Below are 18,682 nucleotides of genomic sequence, written 5' to 3' on the forward strand. Positions count from 1 at the left end.
CCGATCCGATTTCCTCGGTGCTTTCCAGGTTTCCGCTTTCGCGTTTCCCTTTCCGGCGGTTCCGACTTTATCAGAAGTTCTGAGTCGGATTTCCCTCCCGGTTCTGGGCACCTTGTCCAGCACGTGAAGTGCTGGGGTTCCCAACCGGGCGAGGTCGTAAACGTACTGGAGCGGGGCGCCCCGATGCAAATCGAGGCGCCCCGCTCCCGGCACGAGCCGACGGGTCGTCAGACCTCCACGACCACAGGCAGGATCATCGGCCTGCGGCGGTAGTTGTCCGAGACCCACTTGCCGAGCGTGCGGCGGATCAGCTGCTGGAGCTGGTGGGGCTCCACGACGCCGTCCTGGGCGGACCGCTCCAGGACCTCGTTGATCTTCGGGACGACCTCGGTGAAGACCGAGTCCTCGATGCCGGAGCCGCGGGCCTGGATGTGCGGGCCCCCGGTGATCTTGCCGGTGGAGGAGTCCACGACCACGAAGACCGAGATGATGCCCTCGTCACCGAGAATCTTGCGGTCCTTGAGCGCGGGCTCGCCCACATCGCCGACGGAGAGCCCGTCGACGTAGACGTAGCCGGCCTGGACCTTGCCGGAGATCTTGGCCTTGCCCTCGACCAGGTCCACCACCACGCCGTCCTCGGCGATGACGATCCGGTCGTGCGGCACGCCCGTGAGCGCGCCCAGCTCGGCGTTGGCGCGCAGATGGCGCCATTCGCCGTGCACCGGCATCAGGTTCTTCGGGCGGCAGATGTTGTAGAAGTACAGCAGCTCGCCCGCGGAGGCGTGACCGGAGACGTGCACCTTGGCGTTGCCCTTGTGGACGACGTTGGCGCCCCAGCGGGTCAGGCCGTTGATCACGCGGTAGACCGCGTTCTCGTTACCGGGGATCAGCGAGGAGGCCAGGATGACCGTGTCGCCGTCGACGATGCGGATCTGGTGGTCGCGGTTGGCCATCCGGGACAGCGCCGCCATCGGCTCGCCCTGGGAGCCCGTGCAGACCAGGACCACCTCGTGGTCGGGCAGGTCGTCCAGCGTCTTGACGTCGACCACCAGGCCCGGCGGGACCTTCAGGTAGCCGAGGTCACGGGCGATGCCCATGTTGCGGACCATGGAGCGGCCGACGAAGGCGACCCGGCGGCCGTACTCGTGCGCCGCGTCCAGGATCTGCTGGATGCGGTGGACATGGCTGGCGAAGCTCGCCACGATGATCCGCTTGCGGGCGCCGGCGAAGACCGTTCGCAGCACGCTGGAGATGTCCCGCTCGTGCGGGGTGAAGCCGGGGACCTCGGCGTTCGTGGAGTCGGTCAGCAGGAGGTCGATGCCCTCCTCGCTGAGCCGCGCGAACGCGTGCAGGTCGGTGAGCCGGTTGTCCAGCGGCAGCTGGTCCATCTTGAAGTCGCCGGTGTGCACCACCATGCCCGCGGGGGTGCGGATGGCGACGGCCAGGGCGTCCGGGATGGAGTGGTTGACGGCGATGAACTCGCAGTCGAAGGGGCCGATGCGCTCGCGGTTCCCCTCGGCCACCTCCAGCGTGTACGGCCGGATGCGGTGCTCCTGGAGCTTGGCCTCGATCAGCGCGAGGGTCAGCTTGGAGCCGATCAGCGGGATGTCCGGCTTCTCGCGGAGCAGGAAGGGGACGCCGCCGATGTGGTCCTCGTGGCCATGGGTGAGGACGATGCCCTCGATGTCGTCGAGGCGGTCCCGGATGGACGAGAAGTCGGGCAGGATCAGGTCGATCCCGGGCTGCTCCTCCTCGGGGAAGAGCACTCCGCAGTCGACGATCAGCAGACGGCCGCCGTACTCGAAGACCGTCATGTTCCGGCCGATCTCGCCGAGACCGCCGAGCGGGGTGACCCTCAGGCCGCCCTCGGGGAGCGGCGGGGGCGGGCCGAGTTCAGGATGCGGATGACTCAAAAGACTCTCCTCAACCACACGCGCCACGTACCGGTAGGGCACGTGGCGCGCATGACGTTCGTGCGAAGCAGTTGTCGTTGTGGAATGCGGGACCGGTGCCCGCGTATTCGGTTGTGGTGTCTTCAGTTGTGAAGCCCCGGAGGCTTCCGGGAGCTTCTGGACCGCGGGGGTCCGGGTGGTGCTGAAGTCTGTTGCTAGAGCTGTACCCCGCCGGCGGCAAGATCGATCTTGAGCTGGGCGATCTCCTCGGGCGAACACTCCACCATGGGCGAGCGCAGCGGGCCGCCGGGCAGTCCCAGCAGGTCGAGCGCGGCCTTGGTGGTCATGACGCCCTGGGTGCGGAACATGCCGGTGTAGACCGGGAGCAGCTTCTGGTGGATCTCGGCGGCCTTGACGACGTCACCGGAGGTGTACGCGTCGACCAGGGCCCGCAGGTCCGGGGTGACCAGGTGGCCGACGACCGAGACGAAGCCGACCGCGCCCACGGACAGCAGGGGCAGGTTCAGCATGTCGTCGCCGGAGTACCAGGCGAGGCCGGACTGGGCGATGGCCCAGCTGGCGCGGCCGAGGTCGCCCTTGGCGTCCTTGTTGGCGACGATCCGGGGGTGCTCGGCGAGCCGGACGAGCGTCTCGGTGTTGATCGGGACGCCGCTGCGGCCGGGGATGTCGTAGAGCATGTTCGGCAGGCCGGTCGCGTCGGCGATGGCCGTGAAGTGCCGGTACAGGCCCTCCTGCGGGGGCTTGTTGTAGTACGGCGTGACGACCAGGAGGCCGTGGACGCCGATGCGCTCGGCCTCCCGGGCCAGCTCGATGCTGTGGTGGGTGTCGTTGGTGCCGACCCCGGCCACGACATGGGCGCGGTCGCCGACCGCTTCCAGGACGGCCCGTACGAGGTCCGATTTCTCCGCGTCGCTGGTGGTGGGGGACTCGCCGGTGGTGCCGTTGACGATCAGGCCGTCGTTGCCTGCGTCCACCAGGTGGGCGGCGAGCCGCTGCGCGCCGTCGAGGTCGAGTGCGCCGTCCGCCGTGAAGGGCGTGACCATGGCGGTGAGGACCCGCCCGAAGGGGGTCTGCGGAGTCGAGGTCGGAGCCATGGGTAACACGCTACTCGGTGCGCTCTGTGCGGTCTGCCCTTGGGGGTCCGGGCAAGTCAGGACAAAAGTGGAACCCGGCACTGCCTGCTCGGGGGTTCAAGCAGTGCCGGGTCCGTTTGATCAGGCTAGATGAACTTCTCTAAATGCCGCAATACGGACACTTCAGGAGGCTGACCCGTACATCCGTTCCGCGCGACGGAACGGCGCCCCGTACGGGGATCTCGTTACGGCGCGACGCGGCCGTTCGCGTTGTACGCGGCGTACGTCAGCGGCATGAGCTTCGCCCACTCCGCCTCCATCTTCTCGCCCACCATCTCGATCTCCCGCTGCGGGAAGGACGGCACCTTGGCCAGCTCGTGCTGGGTGCGCAGGCCGAGGAAGTGCATCAGGGAGCGCGCGTTGCAGGTGGCGTACATCGAGGAGTACAGGCCGACGGGGAGCACCGAGCGGGCGACCTCGCGGGCGACACCCTCGGCGAGAAGCTGCTGGTAGGCGGCGTACGACTGCTCGTACGACGTCTCCAGGGTGCCCTTGACGGCGGAGTGCTGCTCCGGGGTGCCCTCGACGAAGACGTACTTGCCGGGGCGGCCCTGCTGTACGAGCTTGCGGGCGGTGTCGGGGACGTAGAAGACGGGCTCCAGCTCGCGGTAGCGGCCGGACTCCTCGTTGTAGGACCAGCCCACGCGGTGCCGCATGAACTCGCGGAAGACGAAGATCGGGGCGCTGATGAAGAAGGTCATCGAGTTGTGCTCGAACGGGCTGCCGTGCCGGTCGCGCATCAAGTAGTTGATCAGGCCCTTGGAGCGCTCGGGGTCCTTCTTCAGCTCGTCCAGGGACTGCTCGCCGGCGGTGGAGACGCGGGCGGCGAAGAGGACGTCGGCGTCCGAAGCGCTGGACTTCACCAGCTCGACGGTGACATCGCTGCGGAACGTGAGCGACTCGGGGGTGGTCACGGGGGTTGGGGTCCTTCCCATCACTTCGGTGGTTCGCGCCCACCTTACGGGGCACCCGCCGGGGCCGGAGCGGGACCTCACCCCCGAAAGACGTGCCGAGGATTTTTTCGGACATGGGCACCTTTTGCGGTACTCGATCGTCTGTACCGGTGAGACCCGCACGTTCGACCCCGAAACGGGAAAGGAGTGGCAACCGCGATGTCCCGCCGGCGCGAGCCCGTACCCTTCGCCTTCCTCGCCGAGGGCGACACGTTCCGCAGCAATGTGACTCCCCCGCCGCGCCGCCGGGCGTCCTTCGGTGAGATGGCCGGGCGCTGGTTGCTGGGTCTGACCGTCGTGGCCGGACTGGTCGGCGCGCTGATCATCGGCATGCCGTCGCTGTCCACTCCCGCGGATCCGCCGGCGCCGCAGTCCCAGGCGTCCGAGGGGCACTGACCCTTACGGCGGCTCCGGGCTGGTGAGCGGCCAAGCGGACGGATAGCCTCACCGGGCACAGCCCCCGCGAGCACCGAGTGAGGAACCGCCGTGCCCCTGCCCTTCCTGACGGCCGACCGTACCTTCGAGGCGGCCTCCGAGAGCGCACTGCCGTACGACGACCGGGACCGCTGGCGGCGCCCCTACCGTCCGGGTCCCTGGCGGGTGGGGGTGGCGGCGCTGGTGCTGATGGTGGCGTCGTTCGTGCTGTTCGCGGCGGTGCTGATCGCGTTGACCGGGTCGTCCTCGTCCGCGGTCGTCGTGCTCGGCATCGGTCTGGTGGTGATCGCCGGGGCACTGCGGCTGCTGCGGATGGGCGTGTGGGTGAGTCCCCGGGGCGTGCGGCAGGTCGGGTTCCTGATGACGCGGACGGTGCCGTGGGCGCGGCTGGGGTCCGTGCGGACGGTGCAGCAGCCGGTGCGGTGGCTGGGGCTGCCGAGGACCGTGCAGGGACAGGCGCTGGTGCGGGTCCCCGCGGAGCGCCCCGGGGACGCGGTGCCGCTGCTCACGACGGCCTCACTGGACTTTCTCAACCGGCCGGCGGCGTTCGACCGGGCGGCGGACGTGCTGGAGGCCTGGGCGGCGGAACGCTGCCACTGAGGCTCGGTACTGATCGGGTGCCCTGCGCTGCGGCTGGGCGGGGGTCGGGACGCTTACCGGCGCTGGCCGGGTGCCGCCTGCGCCCACCCGTGCCGCCCCAACGGCATGACTGCCCGCAGCTGGTCAGCCCTCAGGATCACGCGTCCATCGGAGTACGGCCCGCGTGCAGCGCGATCGCCCGTTGCATCGCCTTGCGCGCCCGGGGCGTGTCGCGGGCGTCGTGGTAGGCGACCGCCAGGCGGAACCAGCAGCGCCAGTCGTTCGGGGAGGACTCCGTCTCGGCCTTGCGCCTGGCGAAGACCTCGTCCGCCGAGTCGCGGTCGATACGGCCGCCCGCCGTGCGCTTGAGCTCGTCCACGGGCAGGCCCCCCTCCGCGTCGAGTTCGGCGGCGAGCTGGTTGGCGCGGCGGACGAACTGGGTGTTCTTCCACAGGAACCACAGGCCGATGACCGGCAGGATCAGCACCGCGATCCCGAAGGTCACGGTGAGGACCGTGCCGGTCTCTATGAGCAGCACACCGCGGCTGCCGACCAGGACGAAGTAGAAGACCAGGACGGCGGCCGTGATGAGGTAATTGATCTTCGCGCGCATGGCAGGGACTGTTCTCAGCTCAGGTCGAGGAAGTGCTCGAGGCCGAAGGTCAGGCCCGGAGTGGTGACCACGCGGCGGGCGCCGAGCAGGATGCCCGGCATGAAGCTGCTGTGGTGCAGGGAGTCGTGGCGGATGGTGAGGGTCTCGCCCTCGGCGCCGAGCAGCACCTCCTGGTGGGCCAGGAGACCGCGCAGCCGTACGGCGTGCACGGGGACGCCGTCCACGTCGGCGCCGCGGGCACCGTCGAGCGCGGTGACCGTGGCGTCCGGGGCCGGCGCGGTGCCGGCCGCGCGGCGGGCCTCGGCGATGAGCTGCGCGGTGCGCGTGGCCGTACCGGACGGCGCGTCGACCTTGTTGGGGTGGTGCAGCTCGACCACCTCGACCGATTCGAAGTAGGGCGCGGCAAGCTGCGCGAACTTCATGGTCAGCACGGCCCCGATGGAGAAGTTCGGGGCGATGAGCACACCGGTCCGAGGGGACTGGTCGAGCCAGCCCCTCAGCTGCGCGAGGCGGTCCTCGGTCCAGCCGGTCGTCCCGACGACCGCGTGGATGCCGTGGCGCACGCAGAAGTCGAGATTGCCCATGACCGAGGCGGGAGTGGTCAGTTCGACGGCGACCTGGGCGCCGGTCTCCGCCAGCGTCTCCAGCTTGTCGCCGCGGCCGAGGGCGGCCACCAGCTCCATGTCCTCGGCGGCCTCGACCGCCTTGACGGCCTCGGACCCGATCCGGCCCTTGGCCCCGAGGACCGCCACGCGCAGCTTGCTCATCTTCGCTTCCTTACCGATCCTTGCCGGCTTGCCGACTTGTCGATGTGCCGTCCGGTGACAGCGGTGCGGGGGTCAGGCGACGACGTCGTGCAGTCGCGCGGCCTGTTTGTCCTTGAGCGGGCCGATGACCGACAGCGACGGGCGCCTGCCCAGGATGTCGCGGGCGACCTCGCGGACCTCGTCCGGGGTGACCGCGGCTATCTGCGCCAGCATGTCGTCCACGGACATCTGCTCGCCCCAGCACAGCTCGCTCTTGCCGATGCGGTTCATCAGCGCGCCGGTGTCCTCCAGGCCGAGCACGGTGGAACCGCGCACCTGGCCGATGGCGCGGGCGATCTCGTCGTCGGTCAGCCCGTCGGTGGCGACCTTGTCGAGTTCGTCGCGGCAGATCCGCAGCACGTCGTGCACCTGGCTGGGGCGGCAGCCGGCGTAGACGCCGAACAGACCGCAGTCGGCGAAGCCGGAGGTGTACGAGTACACGCTGTAGGCCAGGCCGCGCTTCTCCCGGACCTCCTGGAAGAGCCGCGAGGACATGCCGCCGCCGAGGGCGGTGTTGAGGACGCCCATGGCCCAGCGGCGGTCGTCGGTGCGGGCGAGGCCCGGCATGCCGAGGACGACATGGGCCTGCTCGGTCTTGCGGCCGAGCAGTTCGACCTTGCCGAAGGTGCGGATCGTACGGCTGCCGTCGCGCGGGGCGATGGGCTGTGCGTCCGGGTTCTTCAGCGCGCCCGCCTTCTCGAAGGCCGCCCGGACCTGGCGTACGACCTTGTCGTGGTCGACGTTGCCGGCGCAGGCGACCACGAGGTGGGTCGGGTCGTAGTGCTTCTTGTAGAAGCGGCGGATCCGGTCGGCGGTCAGGGCGTTGACGGTGTCGACGGTGCCGAGGACGGGGCGGCCTAGGGCGTTGTCGCCGAACATGGTGTGCGCGAACAGGTCGTGCACACAGTCGCCGGGATCGTCCTCGGTCATCGCGATCTCTTCGAGGATCGCGCCGCGTTCGACGTCGACGTCCTCCTCGACGATGAGCGAGCCGGTCAGCATGTCGCAGACGACGTCGATGGCCAGCGGCAGGTCGGTGTCGAGTACGCGTGCGTAGTAGCACGTGTACTCCTTGGCCGTGAACGCGTTCATCTCGCCGCCGACGGCGTCGATCGCGGCGGAGATGTCCAGCGCGGAGCGGCGCCCGGTGCGCTTGAAGAGCAGGTGCTCCAGGTAGTGCGTGGCGCCGTTCAGGGCCGGGGTCTCGTCACGGGAGCCGACGTGGGCCCAGATCCCGAAGGTCGCGGAGCGGACGGAGGGCAGGGTCTCGGTGACGACGCGCAGGCCCCCGGGGAGGGTGGTCCTGCGGACGGTGCCGATGCCGCCGGTGCCCTTGATGAGCGTTTGGGTACGGGCGACGGCCCGCGCCTCCGAAGAGGGGCGGGCCGTCACCTTGGAGCCACGGGACGTCACTGCTCGGCGTCGTCCTTCGCCTCGTCGCCGTCCTCGCCCTCGATCACGGGGATGAGGGACAGCTTGCCGCGGGAGTCGATCTCGGCGATCTCGACCTGGACCTTCTGGCCCACACCCAGGACGTCCTCGACGTTCTCCACGCGCTTGCCGCCGGCGAGCTTGCGGATCTGCGAGATGTGCAGCAGACCGTCCTTGCCGGGCAGCAGGGAGACGAACGCGCCGAAGGTGGTGGTCTTGACGACCGTACCCAGGTAGCGCTCGCCGACCTCGGGCATCGTCGGGTTGGCGATGCCGTTGATCGTGGCGCGGGCGGCCTCCGCCGAGGGACCGTCGGCGGCACCGATGTAGATGGTGCCGTCGTCCTCGATGGTGATCTCGGCGCCCGTGTCCTCCTGGATCTGGTTGATCATCTTGCCCTTGGGGCCGATGACCTCACCGATCTTGTCGACCGGGATCTTGACGGTGATGATCCGCGGGGCGTGCGGGCTCATCTCGTCGGGCCGGTCGATGGCCTCCATCATCACGTCGAGGATGTGGAGACGGGCGTCGCGGGCCTGCTTGAGGGCCGCGGCCAGGACGGAGGCCGGGATGCCGTCCAGCTTGGTGTCGAGCTGGAGGGCGGTCACGAAGTCCTTGGTGCCGGCGACCTTGAAGTCCATGTCGCCGAAGGCGTCCTCCGCACCGAGGATGTCGGTGAGGGTGACGTAGTGCGTCTCGCCGTCGATCTCCTGGGAGATCAGACCCATGGCGATACCGGCGACGGGGGCCTTCAGCGGCACACCGGCGTTCAGCAGCGACATGGTGGAGGCGCAGACCGAGCCCATGGACGTCGAACCGTTGGAGCCGAGGGCCTCGGACACCTGGCGGATCGCGTAGGGGAACTCCTCGCGCGTCGGCAGCACCGGCACGAGGGCGCGCTCGGCGAGGGCGCCGTGGCCGATCTCGCGGCGCTTCGGGGAGCCGACGCGGCCGGTCTCGCCGGTGGAGTACGGCGGGAAGTTGTAGTTGTGCATGTAGCGCTTGCGGGTCACCGGGGAGAGGGTGTCCAGCTGCTGCTCCATGCGGAGCATGTTGAGGGTGGTGACGCCCAGGATCTGGGTCTCGCCACGCTCGAACAGCGCGGAGCCGTGCACCCGCGGGATGGCCTCGACCTCGGCGGCGAGCGTACGGATGTCCGTCACGCCGCGGCCGTCGATGCGCTTCTTCTCCTTGATGACGCGCTCACGGACCAGGGTCTTGGTCAGCGAGCGGTACGCGGCGGAGATCTCCTTCTCGCGGCCCTCGAACTCCGGGAGGAGCTTCTCGGCGGCCAGAGCCTTGACGCGGTCCAGCTCGGCCTCGCGCTCCTGCTTGCCGGCGATGGTGAGCGCCTGGGCCAGCTCGGGCTTGACCGCGGCGGTCAGGGCCTTGAGGACGTCGTCCTGGTAGTCCAGGAAGATCGGGAACTCGCCGGTCGGCTTGGCGGCCTTGGCGGCGAGGTCGGCCTGGGCGCGGCACAGGACCTTGATGAACGGCTTCGCGGCGTCCAGACCGGCGGCGACGATCTCCTCGGTCGGCGCCTCGACGCCGCCCTCGACCAGCTTGATGGTCTTGTCGGTGGCCTCGGCCTCGACCATCATGATCGCGACGTCGCCGTCCTCCAGGGCGCGGCCCGCGACGACCATGTCGAAGACGGCGTCCTCGAGCTCGGTGTGCGTCGGGAAGGCGACCCACTGGCCGCGGATCAGCGCGACGCGGACGCCGCCGATCGGGCCGGAGAAGGGCAGACCGGCCAGCTGGGTGGACGCGGACGCGGCGTTGATCGCGACGACGTCGTACAGGTGGTCGGGGTTGAGCGCCATGATGGTGCAGACGACCTGGATCTCGTTGCGCAGGCCCTTCTTGAAGGACGGGCGCAGCGGGCGGTCGATCAGGCGGCAGGTGAGGATCGCGTCCTCGCTCGGCCGGCCCTCGCGGCGGAAGAAGCTGCCGGGGATCTTGCCGGCGGCGTACATCCGCTCCTCGACGTCCACCGTGAGGGGGAAGAAGTCGAGCTGGTCCTTGGGGTTCTTGGAGGCGGTGGTGGCCGACAGCACCATGGTGTCGTCGTCCAGGTACGCCACGGCGGAGCCGGCGGCCTGCTTGGCCAGGCGGCCCGTCTCGAAGCGGATGGTACGGGTACCGAAGGCGCCATTGTCGATGACTGCCTCGGCGTAGTGGGTCTCGTTCTCCACTAGCGTTTTCTCCGTTACTTATCGTCTTTTGTCCCTGGCCTGCCCGTGTGGCAGGGGGACGGTGGTGGAGAAGCGCGCCTGGTGCGGGCCGGTCTTCGATCGAAGCACCCGGGGTTCGCTTCCCCCGGGGGCCACTACCGAGGACCGGCGGCGGCGTGGTGCGCTTCTCCTCATGTGTGTCGTGCGTACTGCGTTCTTGTGTTCCGCGTCTTGCGTTCTGCGTCGAGCGGTGTGCTACCACACTACAAAGCGTGAGTGACACCGCGCACGTTTCCGCACGTACAGCAAAGGGAGCGGCTCCCGAGTCCTGCCGGGAACCGCTCCCCTCACGGCGTCCTTACTTGGCGCCGGCCGCACCGCGGCGGATGCCGAGGCGGTCGACCAGCGCACGGAAGCGCTGGATGTCCTTCTTCGCCAGGTACTGCAGCAGGCGACGGCGCTGACCGACCAGGATCAGCAGGCCACGACGGCTGTGGTGGTCGTGCTTGTGGGTCTTGAGGTGCTCGGTCAGGTCGGAGATCCGACGGGACAGCAGAGCGACCTGGACCTCGGGGGAGCCGGTGTCACCCTCCTTGGTACCGAACTCGCCGATGATCTGCTTCTTCGTAGCGGCGTCGAGCGACACGCGTACTCCTCATAGTCTGTTGAGGCCACCGAGTGCCCCCGGTCTACATCTCGGGGGAGCTTCCGTGACTCGGAAGGCGGGGATCCGCTGCGCGCGGCCTCCAGGGCGTAAGGCTCCGGGGGTGCGTACACGAACGGCCGTCACTCAGGGTACCAGGCGGTCGCGGGCCCGTTTGCCCCGGTCGGCGAACCACTCCGCGGGGCGGCGTGCGGCCACTAGGGTGAGCACCGGGACTGTACGTCACCGGAACTGTACGTGATGTCGGGAAGGGGTCGCCGCGAGATGGCGGAAACGGAAGCCGAGACCAAGGCACGCAAGGAGCGCGAGCGCGACGAGCTGTACGCGCTCGACATCTCGGACGTCGAGTGGCACTGCGCCCCGGGCACCGAGGAGGACGAGGAGCGCGTCGAGATCGCGTACCTCCCCGAGGGAGCCGTGGCCATGCGCTCCTCCCTCGACCCGGACACGGTGCTGCGCTACACGGAGGCCGAGTGGCGGGCGTTCGTGCTGGGCGCACGGGACGGGGAGTTCGATCTGAAGCCCATGGCGCACAACGGGGGTCTTGACGTGCAGTAGGCGCGTCGGGACACGGGGAAGGGGCGGCACCCTGGGGTGCCGCCCCTTCTCGTACGCGTTCGTACGGGTTCTTTCGTACGGGTTCGTACGGGCGGGGTCAGTGCTTCAGGCCGGCGGTTCCGACGCCGAACACGGAGACGACCGAGCCCCCCTTGCGGTAGTCGTCGAATTCCAGCTGGTAGGGGACGAAGAAGGCGTGGCCGTCCCGGTAGAGGATGAACGAGGACTCGGGGTTGTCCTGGACTTTCCCCCCGTATTTCTCGGTGCCCTGCGGTAGGTGGAACAGCAGGTACGGGGTCTCCTTGCCGGTGCGGGGGCTCCAGTCCACCAGGGCCGCGGGCTGCACGTCGTCCAGGCTGGCGCGGTAGAGGATCAGGTCGTCGCCGTTCATGCGGACGGGAAGCACCGACTGGAATTCCCGGCCCTGGAAAGTGGCGACGGCCGTGCCCTTCCCGATGTCGAATGCCGTGATGTGGTTCGCGGGTTTGAACAGCTCCGTCGAGTCCTTGCTCATGACGAAGACCCGGTCGCGGCCGACCACGATGCCGGTGCACTTGTCGACGACTCCGAAGTAGCCCAAAATCTCGGGGTCGCAGTAGGGCTCGTACTTCTTCAGCGAGATCGTGGCCCGGAGCTCGCCCTTGTCGGGGTCCAGGGTGATCAGGTCCGTGACCGTGAGGTCCCCGGCGGCGACGGCGATCACCGGCGGGTCGGAGGACGGCAGGTAGACGGCCTGGATGCCCTTGCTGACCGGGTACTGCCAGAGGACCTTGCCGCTGCGCGGTGCGAGCTTCTCCACCCGGTAGGTCTTCTCGTCGGACTGCTTGCAGACGACCAGGGCCAGCAGGGCAGGGCCCCCGGCGTAGCCCATGTCGTGGCACTGGGAGGTGGCGAGGGTGGTGTTCCACAGCCGCCTGCCGCTGTCCATGTCGTACGCCGCCGAGCCCTCTCCCCAGGCGATGGCCACGACGCCCCTGGTCAGGGCGATGTTGGTGTCGGTGACATAGGCGAAGTCGGCCGCCGGGATCTTCTGCTTCCAGAGCTGCTTGCCGGTATGGACATCGAACATGAGCACTTGGTCGCAGATGCCGTGCGCCGGCTGGACGACGACCGCGGTCCGGCCGTCGACGGTGACATCACGGCTGACGGCGCAGACCGAGCCGTCCAGACGCAGGGTCCAGGCCGTGTTGTCGGAGTCCAGCGTGTTGCCGATCTTGTAGCCCGTGATCCGGTTGGCGACGGCCCGCGCGACGATCTTGTCCGTGGCCCAGACACCGGGCGAGTACCGGGTGACGCCCTTGGCGAGGTCCTCGTCGTGTCGGACGACGGTCTGGCCCTCCGGGGAGACGGGCGCCCGCTCCGTGTTCAGACGGTTGTCGCGCACGTCGTCCGGGGACTGCCGGGCCGGCTTGGCGTCGGTCCTGCCCGTGCCGTCGCCGGCCGAGTGGTACCGGAGCAGGCCGCCGCCGACGCACAGCACGATCGCCACGGCCGCGGCGATCGCCCCCAGCAGGCGTCGGCGGCGCCGGCCGCGCGACCGGTCGGCCGCCAGCGCGGACTGCGTGTACGCGGACGGGGGCGGGCCGAAGCTCACGCTGGGGGATCCTCCTCTTCGCCGCCTCGCCAGGGGCGGGCGGCCCGGCGGTGCGGGGCTCGGGTCACTTGCTGGTCATCGCGCGGGCGGCGGAGTACACGTCGAACACGGCGAGCGCGAGGGGGACCAGCGTGAGCAGCACGAAGCCCTCGACGATCTCCAGGAACCGGCCCCAGAAGGGGCTCAGGCCCTGGCGCGGGACGATGAGTCCGAGGGCCGCCACGAGGGCCGCGCCGGCCGCGATCGCCGCGGCGAGCCAGATGGCGCGGATGTCGAGGCCGGAGCGGTCGCCGGTGAGCGCGTCGCGCAGGACGGACTGCGGCGGGTTGAGCGCCAGTCCGAGGCCGAGCAGCACGAGCGAGCCGAGCCCTGCCGCCAGCAGCGGGGCGACCTGGCCGGTGTAGCGGAAGAGCTGGGCGCGCATCAGCAGGGCCACGGCCGTGGCGAGGGCGAGCAGCTGGGCCCAGATGTCGTCGCAGAAGCCGAGCACCGCACAGGAGGCGAGGGCGGTCAGCGCGCAGCCGCCGACGAGTCCGACGAGGATCTCGTGACCGCGGCGGGCCTGGGCCTCGATCCGCTTCATGTCGACCGGCTCCTGTACGACGGTCTCGGTGCCGTAGGCGCTGCTCTGGGCGGAGTTCGGGGGTTCGAAGCCGATGGGCAGCCGGGCGAAGCGCATGGACAGGCCCGGCAGGAAGGCCAGGCCGCCGACCGCGAGGGGCGCGCACAGGGCGGCGATGTCCTTGGGCGTCCAGTGCACGAGGATCGCGGTGAACACGGTGACCAGGCCGAGCGCGGAGGCCAGGACGAAGGCGACGAACGGGGCGTCCCCGCCGGGCGTGCACAGGGTCAGGACGACCGAGGCGAGCAGGACGGCGGCGCAGGCGAGCAGGAACTGGAGCTTGCCGATGCCCTGGCCGTGCGCGAGGGCGAGCAGGCCGGAGCCGGCCACACCGGCGTTGGGCAGGGCGCCGAGGCCCAGGGCGATGGCCGCGCCCCGGTCGTCGTAGACCCGGCCGCGGACGGCGGCGAAGACGACGAGGAGCACTCCGGCGACGCCCGCGAGGATGCCGGGCAGGCTGTGCATGTCGTGCCGGGGGTCGGCCTGCCAGGTGACGAAGGCGAGCAGGGCGGCCAGGACGCCCGCGCCGACCAGGCCCGCGGCGCGCGTGAGGTCGTCGCTCCACAGCGTGCGGTGCCGGGTCACCGAGGAGGCGACCGCCTCGGAGACGTCGTCGAAGACGGCCGGTGGCAGCGACTCGGAGAAGGGCCGCAGGGTGAGCAGTTCACCGTCGAGGATCCGCTGCGCCGAGAAGGAGCGCGCGCTGTCGAGGACGGTGCCGTCCCGGCGCACCAGGTGGTAGCCGACCGGGGCGCCCTCGGCGGGGTCCTGCCGGGAGAGCCGGAGGATCTCCGGGTAGATGTCGGCGACCGGGATGTCGTCGGGCAGCGCCACGTCGATCCGGCTGTCGGGTGCGACGATCGTGACCCGGCAGAAACCGAGCCCCGACCCCGATCCCGTGCCGGGCAGCGCTGTTCCCGTGGTCGTCGTGCTCACCTCGTACTCCCCCTCAGTAATGGTCCTGCGCCCGTGATGTGAAAATCCTGCGCCTTCCCCCGGATGGAATTCCCGGGAATCGACGCAGCGGGCGCCGGCCGGCTCCACCGAGGGCGGTATGCGGCGACGCCTCGCACGGAATACCCCGGTTCACGGGGTTTGTTCGCGTGTGCTCAAGCGAACACCCGGCACCCTACCCCGCACCGGTGACTCATGGAGTCAGTAGGATCACGCGGCGGCCTGCGTCCGTCCGTCAACGGGGGACGGACCTCATTCGTGGGGCCTGGCAAAGGAATTGGGGAGCAGTGAGTCACATCGTCGTGAAGCGCCCGGCGCGGGCGCTGCCGTCCGAAGTGCCCACAGGGGAGGTCGTTCTCCAGCCTCCTCCGGAATTGCCGCGGGGGCCGCAGGAAAGCGTCCTCATGCAGTTGCTGCCGACACTCGGTATGGGTGGTTCGGTGGTCTTCTTCTTCACGAACGGGCAGCCGTTCATGAAGATCATGGGCATGGTGATGATCGCGTCGACGGTCGGTATGTCGATCGCCATGGTCATCCGATTCCGGCGCGGTTCACAGGGCCAACTCGCCGATGTACGGCGCGACTACATGCGCTATCTGACACAGACCCGCGGCGCGGCCGTGGACACCGCGAAGGCGCAGCGCGACGCGCAGTACTACCTCCATCCCTCGCCCGAGCAATTGTGGGCGCTGGTCGCCGAGGGCAGCCGGGTGTGGGAACGCAGGCCGGGCGACGAGGACTTCGCGCAGGTGCGCATCGGGCTGGGCTCCCAGGAGCTGGCCACGCCGCTCATCGCGCCCGAGGCCGGCCCGGCCGGCCGGCTGGAGCCGCTCACGGCCGGGGCCATGGAGCGCTTCCTCGATGTCCACGGCACCCTGAACGATCTGCCGATGGCCGTGTCCCTGCGCGCCTTCTACCACGTCACCGTCAGCGGCGACGCGGAGTCCGCGCGCTCGACGGTCCGCGCCCTGACCGGTTCGCTGGCCGCGCTGCACGCCCCCGAGGACCTGATCGTCGCCGTGGCGGCGGGCCGCGAGACGCTGCCGCGCTGGGAGTGGGTCAAGTGGCTGCCGCACGCCCAGGCGCCCGGCGCCGTGGACGGGGCGGGCACGCGCCGGCTGATCGGCCCCGACGCCCGTGAGCTGGAGGACCTGCTGGCCGACCGGCTCACCGGCCGCCCCCGGTTCCACCCGAGCGGCGCGCCCCTCCTGGACCAGCCCCACATCGTGGTCGTCCTCGACGGGGTGTCCCTGCCGCAGGACTCCGTGCTGTCCAACATGGAGGGGCTTCAGGGCGTGACGGTGATCGAGGTCGTGCCCGGCGAGCTCACCGCCGCCCGCGGCGACCTCATGGTCATCGCCCAGCCCGCCCTGTTGCGCCTGGAGTCGGCGAACGGCGACATCTACGAGGGCACTCCGGACGTCCTGTCGTACGAGTCCGCCGAGGCCCTCGCCCGCCAACTGGCCCCCCTTCGCTTGGCCTCCGGCGGTGACGACGACGAACCCCTGCTGGCCAACCTGGAGTTCACCGAGCTGCTGAACCTCGGCGACGCGGCGTCCGTCGATCCGCAGCGCACCTGGCGGCCGCGGGGGCTCGCCGAGCGGCTGCGGGTGCCGATCGGTGTCGGACCGGACGGCCGGCCCGTGATGCTGGACCTCAAGGAGGCCGCCCAGGAGGGCATGGGCCCACACGGACTGTGCGTGGGCGCGACCGGTTCCGGCAAGTCGGAGCTGCTGCGCACCCTGGTGCTCGGCCTCGCGGTCACCCACTCCTCGGAGACCCTGAACTTCGTCCTCGCCGACTTCAAGGGCGGTGCGACCTTCGCCGGTATGGCGCAGATGCCGCACGTGGCGGCGGTCATCACCAACCTGGCCGACGACCTCACCCTGGTCGACCGCATGGGCGACTCGATCCGCGGCGAGCTGAACCGCCGCCAGGAAATGCTGCGCGACGCGGGCAACTACGCCAACATCCACGACTACGAGAAGGCGCGCGCGGCCGGCGCCCCGCTGCAGCCGATCCCCTCGCTGGTGCTGGTGATCGACGAGTTCTCCGAGCTGCTGACCGCCAAACCCGACTTCATCGAGATGTTCGTGCAGATCGGCCGCATCGGCCGTTCGCTGGGTGTGCATCTGCTGCTGGCCTCGCAGCGCCTGGAGGAGGGCCGGCTGCGCGGTCTGGAGACGTATCTGTCGTACCGGATCGGTCTGCGCACCTTCTCCGCGGCCGAGTCCCGCGCGGCGCTCGGCGTCCCGGACGCCTATGAGCTGCCGAACGTGCCCGGTTCCGGGTTCCTGAAGTTCGGCACCGACGAGATGGTGCGCTTCAAGGCGGCGTACGTCTCCGGGGTGTACCGCTCCGGGGGCAGGCAGGGTGCCGCGGGCGGGGGGCTGCTGCCGGTGGACCGGCGGCCGGTGCTGTTCACGGCCGCGGAGGTGCCGGTGCACTATGCGCCGGTGCCGAAGCAGCGCGCGGAGTCGGCGTCCCAGGTCGACGACGCGCTCGCGGACACGGTGCTCGATGTGATCGTGCGCCGGCTGGAGGCGCAGGGGCCGGCGGCGCACCGGGTGTGGCTGCCGCCGCTGGACAGCCCGCCCTCGCTGGACGGGCTGCTGCCCAGGCTCACGGCCGTCGAGGGGCGCGGGCTCACGCAGCCCGGTTACGAGGGTGCCGGGCGGCTCGTCGTCCCGGTGGGCCTGGTCGACAAGCCGTACGAGCAGCGCCGCGAGCCGCTGTGGCTCGACTTCTCCGGTGCGGCGGGCCATCTCCAGCTGCTGGGCGGCCCGCAGTCCGGCAAGTCCACGCTGCTGCGCTCGCTGATCTGCTCCTTCGCGCTGACGCACACGCCGCACGAGGTGCAGATCTACGGCCTCGACTTCGGCGGCGGCGGTATGGCGGCGGTCTCCGGGCTGCCGCATGTGGGCGGGATCGCCTCGCGGCTGGACCCGGAGCGGGTGCGGCGTACGGTGTCCGAGGTCTACGGGGTGCTGCGGCGCCGCGAGGAGTACTTCCGTACGTCGGGCATCGCCTCGATCCAGGACTTCCGCACCCGGCGCGAGCGCGGCGAGATCTCGGTCACCGACCAGCCGTGGGGCGATGTCTTCCTGATCATCGACGGCTGGGGCAACTTCCGCACGGACTACGACAGTCTGGAGCCGGCCGTCCTGGAGATCGCCTCGCGCGGTCTCGGTTACGGCATCCACCTGGTCCTGACGGCGTCGCGCTCGATGGAGGTCCGCGCGAACCTCAAGGACCACATCATGAACCGCCTCGAACTGCGGCTCGGCGACACCATGGACTCCGAGATCGACCGCAAGGTGGCGGCGAACGTGCCGGCGGGCGTGCCCGGGCGCGGTGTGTCGCCGCAGAAGCTGCACTTCATGGCGGCGGTGCCGCGCATCGACGGCCTGACCTCCGACACGGACCTGGCGGACGCGACGGCGGCGCTGGCGGCCGAGGTCTCCCGGCACTGGCAGGCGCCGGGTGCGCCACAGGTGCGGATGCTGCCCCGGGAACTCCCCGTGGCGCAGCTGCCCGCGGGCGACCGGTTCCCCCGGCAGGGGGTCGCCTTCGGCCTCGACGAGAACGATCTGGAGCCGGTCTTCGTCGACTTCGAGACGGACCCGTTCTTCATGGTCTTCGGCGAGAGCGAGTCAGGTAAGTCGAACCTGCTGCGGCTGCTCATCACACAGCTGACGCAGCGCTACTCGGGCGACGAGGCGAAGTTCTTCGTGGTCGACAACCGGCGCTCGCTGCTGGATGTCACCCCGGCCTCGCATCTGGCCGAGTACATCCCGATGTCCAACTCCATGGACCACCACATGGTGGCCCTCGCCGACCTGATGAACCGGCGTACGCCCACGGCCGATGTGACGGCCCAGCAGCTGCGGGACCGCAGCTGGTGGCGGGGGCCGACGGTGTACGTGGTCGTGGACGACTACGACCTGGTCTCGACGTCCAGCGGAAACCCGCTGAGCGGCCTCACCGATCTGCTGCCGTTCGCCCGCGACGTCGGCGTGCGGTTCATCATCGCGCGCTCCACCGCGGGCGCGGGCCGGGCGTCGTTCGAGGCGTTCATGCAGCGGATGATGGAACTGGGCGCGCAGGGCGTGGTACTGGCGGGCGACCCGAGCGAGGGCGACATCCTCGGCGGCGTACGCCCGCGTCCGATGCCGGCGGGCCGGGGCGTCTTCGTCTCGCGCAGGCGGGGGAAGATGCTGGTGCAGACGGGGTTGGTGGAGGTGGAGTACTGA

14 protein-coding genes are annotated in these 18,682 nt (G+C 70.0%); 4 read left to right on the forward strand and 10 right to left on the reverse strand.

Translation table 11 applies throughout. The annotated features are described in order from the left end of the window. Window positions 1-227: 227 nt before the first annotated feature. From CCN72_RS02640 to thyX, 3 genes are all read right to left on the reverse strand, one after another. The gene (locus CCN72_RS02640; protein ID WP_085566853.1) at window positions 228-1,913 is read right to left on the reverse strand and encodes a ribonuclease J; all 1,686 of its coding nucleotides are present in this window, start codon (window positions 1,911-1,913) and stop codon (window positions 228-230) included. 194 nt (window positions 1,914-2,107) lie between these two features. Next, window positions 2,108-3,007, reverse strand: a complete 900-nt coding sequence (gene dapA / locus CCN72_RS02645) for a 4-hydroxy-tetrahydrodipicolinate synthase (protein ID WP_086806153.1) — start codon at window positions 3,005-3,007, stop codon at window positions 2,108-2,110. A gap of 224 nt (window positions 3,008-3,231) precedes the next feature. Then, window positions 3,232-3,981, reverse strand: coding sequence for an FAD-dependent thymidylate synthase (gene thyX / locus CCN72_RS02650; RefSeq protein WP_085566851.1), 750 nt, complete (start codon window positions 3,979-3,981; stop codon window positions 3,232-3,234). A gap of 177 nt (window positions 3,982-4,158) precedes the next feature. Here thyX and CCN72_RS02655 point away from each other — a divergent pair, with 177 nt between their 5' ends. Next, a complete protein-coding gene (locus CCN72_RS02655) occupies window positions 4,159-4,395 on the forward strand; it encodes a hypothetical protein (protein WP_086806154.1) in 237 nt (78 codons plus the stop codon). A gap of 90 nt (window positions 4,396-4,485) precedes the next feature. Next, entirely contained in the window at window positions 4,486-5,034 is a 549-nt protein-coding gene (locus CCN72_RS02660) for a hypothetical protein (RefSeq protein ID WP_086806155.1), read from the forward strand. Window positions 5,035-5,170: 136 nt separating this feature from the next. Here the strand turns inward: CCN72_RS02660 and CCN72_RS02665 are convergent, their stop codons facing one another. The 5 genes from CCN72_RS02665 to rpsO all read right to left on the reverse strand — a co-directional run bounded on the left by CCN72_RS02665 (window position 5,171) and on the right by rpsO (window position 10,683). Then, entirely contained in the window at window positions 5,171-5,626 is a 456-nt protein-coding gene (locus CCN72_RS02665) for a tetratricopeptide repeat protein (protein WP_086806156.1), read from the reverse strand. 14 nt (window positions 5,627-5,640) lie between these two features. Beyond that, on the reverse strand, window positions 5,641-6,393 hold the full coding sequence (gene dapB, locus CCN72_RS02670) for a 4-hydroxy-tetrahydrodipicolinate reductase (protein WP_037654419.1): 753 nt from the start codon (window positions 6,391-6,393) through the stop codon (window positions 5,641-5,643). A gap of 72 nt (window positions 6,394-6,465) precedes the next feature. Next, on the reverse strand, window positions 6,466-7,845 hold the full coding sequence (locus CCN72_RS02675) for a M16 family metallopeptidase (RefSeq protein WP_086806157.1): 1,380 nt from the start codon (window positions 7,843-7,845) through the stop codon (window positions 6,466-6,468). After that, on the reverse strand, window positions 7,842-10,058 hold the full coding sequence (locus CCN72_RS02680) for a polyribonucleotide nucleotidyltransferase (protein ID WP_086806158.1): 2,217 nt from the start codon (window positions 10,056-10,058) through the stop codon (window positions 7,842-7,844). Before CCN72_RS02680 ends, CCN72_RS02675 begins: the two co-directional genes overlap by 4 nt. 337 nt (window positions 10,059-10,395) lie before the next feature. Beyond that, on the reverse strand, window positions 10,396-10,683 hold the full coding sequence (gene rpsO, locus CCN72_RS02685) for a 30S ribosomal protein S15 (RefSeq protein ID WP_030177470.1): 288 nt from the start codon (window positions 10,681-10,683) through the stop codon (window positions 10,396-10,398). A gap of 282 nt (window positions 10,684-10,965) precedes the next feature. Between rpsO and CCN72_RS02690 the strand changes: the two genes are divergently transcribed. Continuing rightward, window positions 10,966-11,259 carry a DUF397 domain-containing protein gene (locus tag CCN72_RS02690; protein ID WP_085566845.1) on the forward strand — a complete coding sequence of 98 codons (294 nt, stop codon included), beginning with the start codon at window positions 10,966-10,968 and terminating at the stop codon, window positions 11,257-11,259. 97 nt (window positions 11,260-11,356) lie between these two features. On the opposite strand, the gene CCN72_RS02695 is transcribed toward CCN72_RS02690, so the two are convergent. Together CCN72_RS02695 and eccD are read right to left on the reverse strand one after the other, a co-directional pair. Next, the gene (locus CCN72_RS02695) at window positions 11,357-12,853 is read right to left on the reverse strand and encodes an outer membrane protein assembly factor BamB family protein (protein ID WP_086806159.1); all 1,497 of its coding nucleotides are present in this window, start codon (window positions 12,851-12,853) and stop codon (window positions 11,357-11,359) included. Between the two features lie 64 nt (window positions 12,854-12,917). Next, window positions 12,918-14,411 (reverse strand): type VII secretion integral membrane protein EccD, encoded by a 1,494-nt coding sequence (gene eccD / locus CCN72_RS02700; protein WP_086806160.1) that lies wholly within the window; start codon window positions 14,409-14,411, stop codon window positions 12,918-12,920. 305 nt (window positions 14,412-14,716) lie between these two features. Between eccD and eccCa the strand changes: the two genes are divergently transcribed. Beyond that, window positions 14,717-18,682 (forward strand): type VII secretion protein EccCa, encoded by a 3,966-nt coding sequence (gene eccCa / locus CCN72_RS02705; protein ID WP_085566842.1) that lies wholly within the window; start codon window positions 14,717-14,719, stop codon window positions 18,680-18,682.

This window comes from Streptomyces murinus, from assembly GCF_002154555.1.
GTDB classification, from domain to species: Bacteria; Actinomycetota; Actinomycetes; order Streptomycetales; family Streptomycetaceae; genus Streptomyces; species Streptomyces murinus.

What these genes read in the sequence shown, in the direction of transcription:
- dapA (WP_086806153.1), bottom strand. Translation starts at nt 3,007, where the DNA reads ATGGCTCCGACCTCGACTCCGCAGACCCCCTTCGGGCGGGTCCTCACC.
- thyX (WP_085566851.1), bottom strand. Translation starts at nt 3,981, where the DNA reads ATGGGAAGGACCCCAACCCCCGTGACCACCCCCGAGTCGCTCACGTTC.
- CCN72_RS02655 (WP_086806154.1), top strand. Translation starts at nt 4,159, where the DNA reads ATGTCCCGCCGGCGCGAGCCCGTACCCTTCGCCTTCCTCGCCGAGGGC.
- CCN72_RS02665 (WP_086806156.1), bottom strand. Translation starts at nt 5,626, where the DNA reads ATGCGCGCGAAGATCAATTACCTCATCACGGCCGCCGTCCTGGTCTTC.
- dapB (WP_037654419.1), bottom strand. Translation starts at nt 6,393, where the DNA reads ATGAGCAAGCTGCGCGTGGCGGTCCTCGGGGCCAAGGGCCGGATCGGG.
- CCN72_RS02690 (WP_085566845.1), top strand. Translation starts at nt 10,966, where the DNA reads ATGGCGGAAACGGAAGCCGAGACCAAGGCACGCAAGGAGCGCGAGCGC.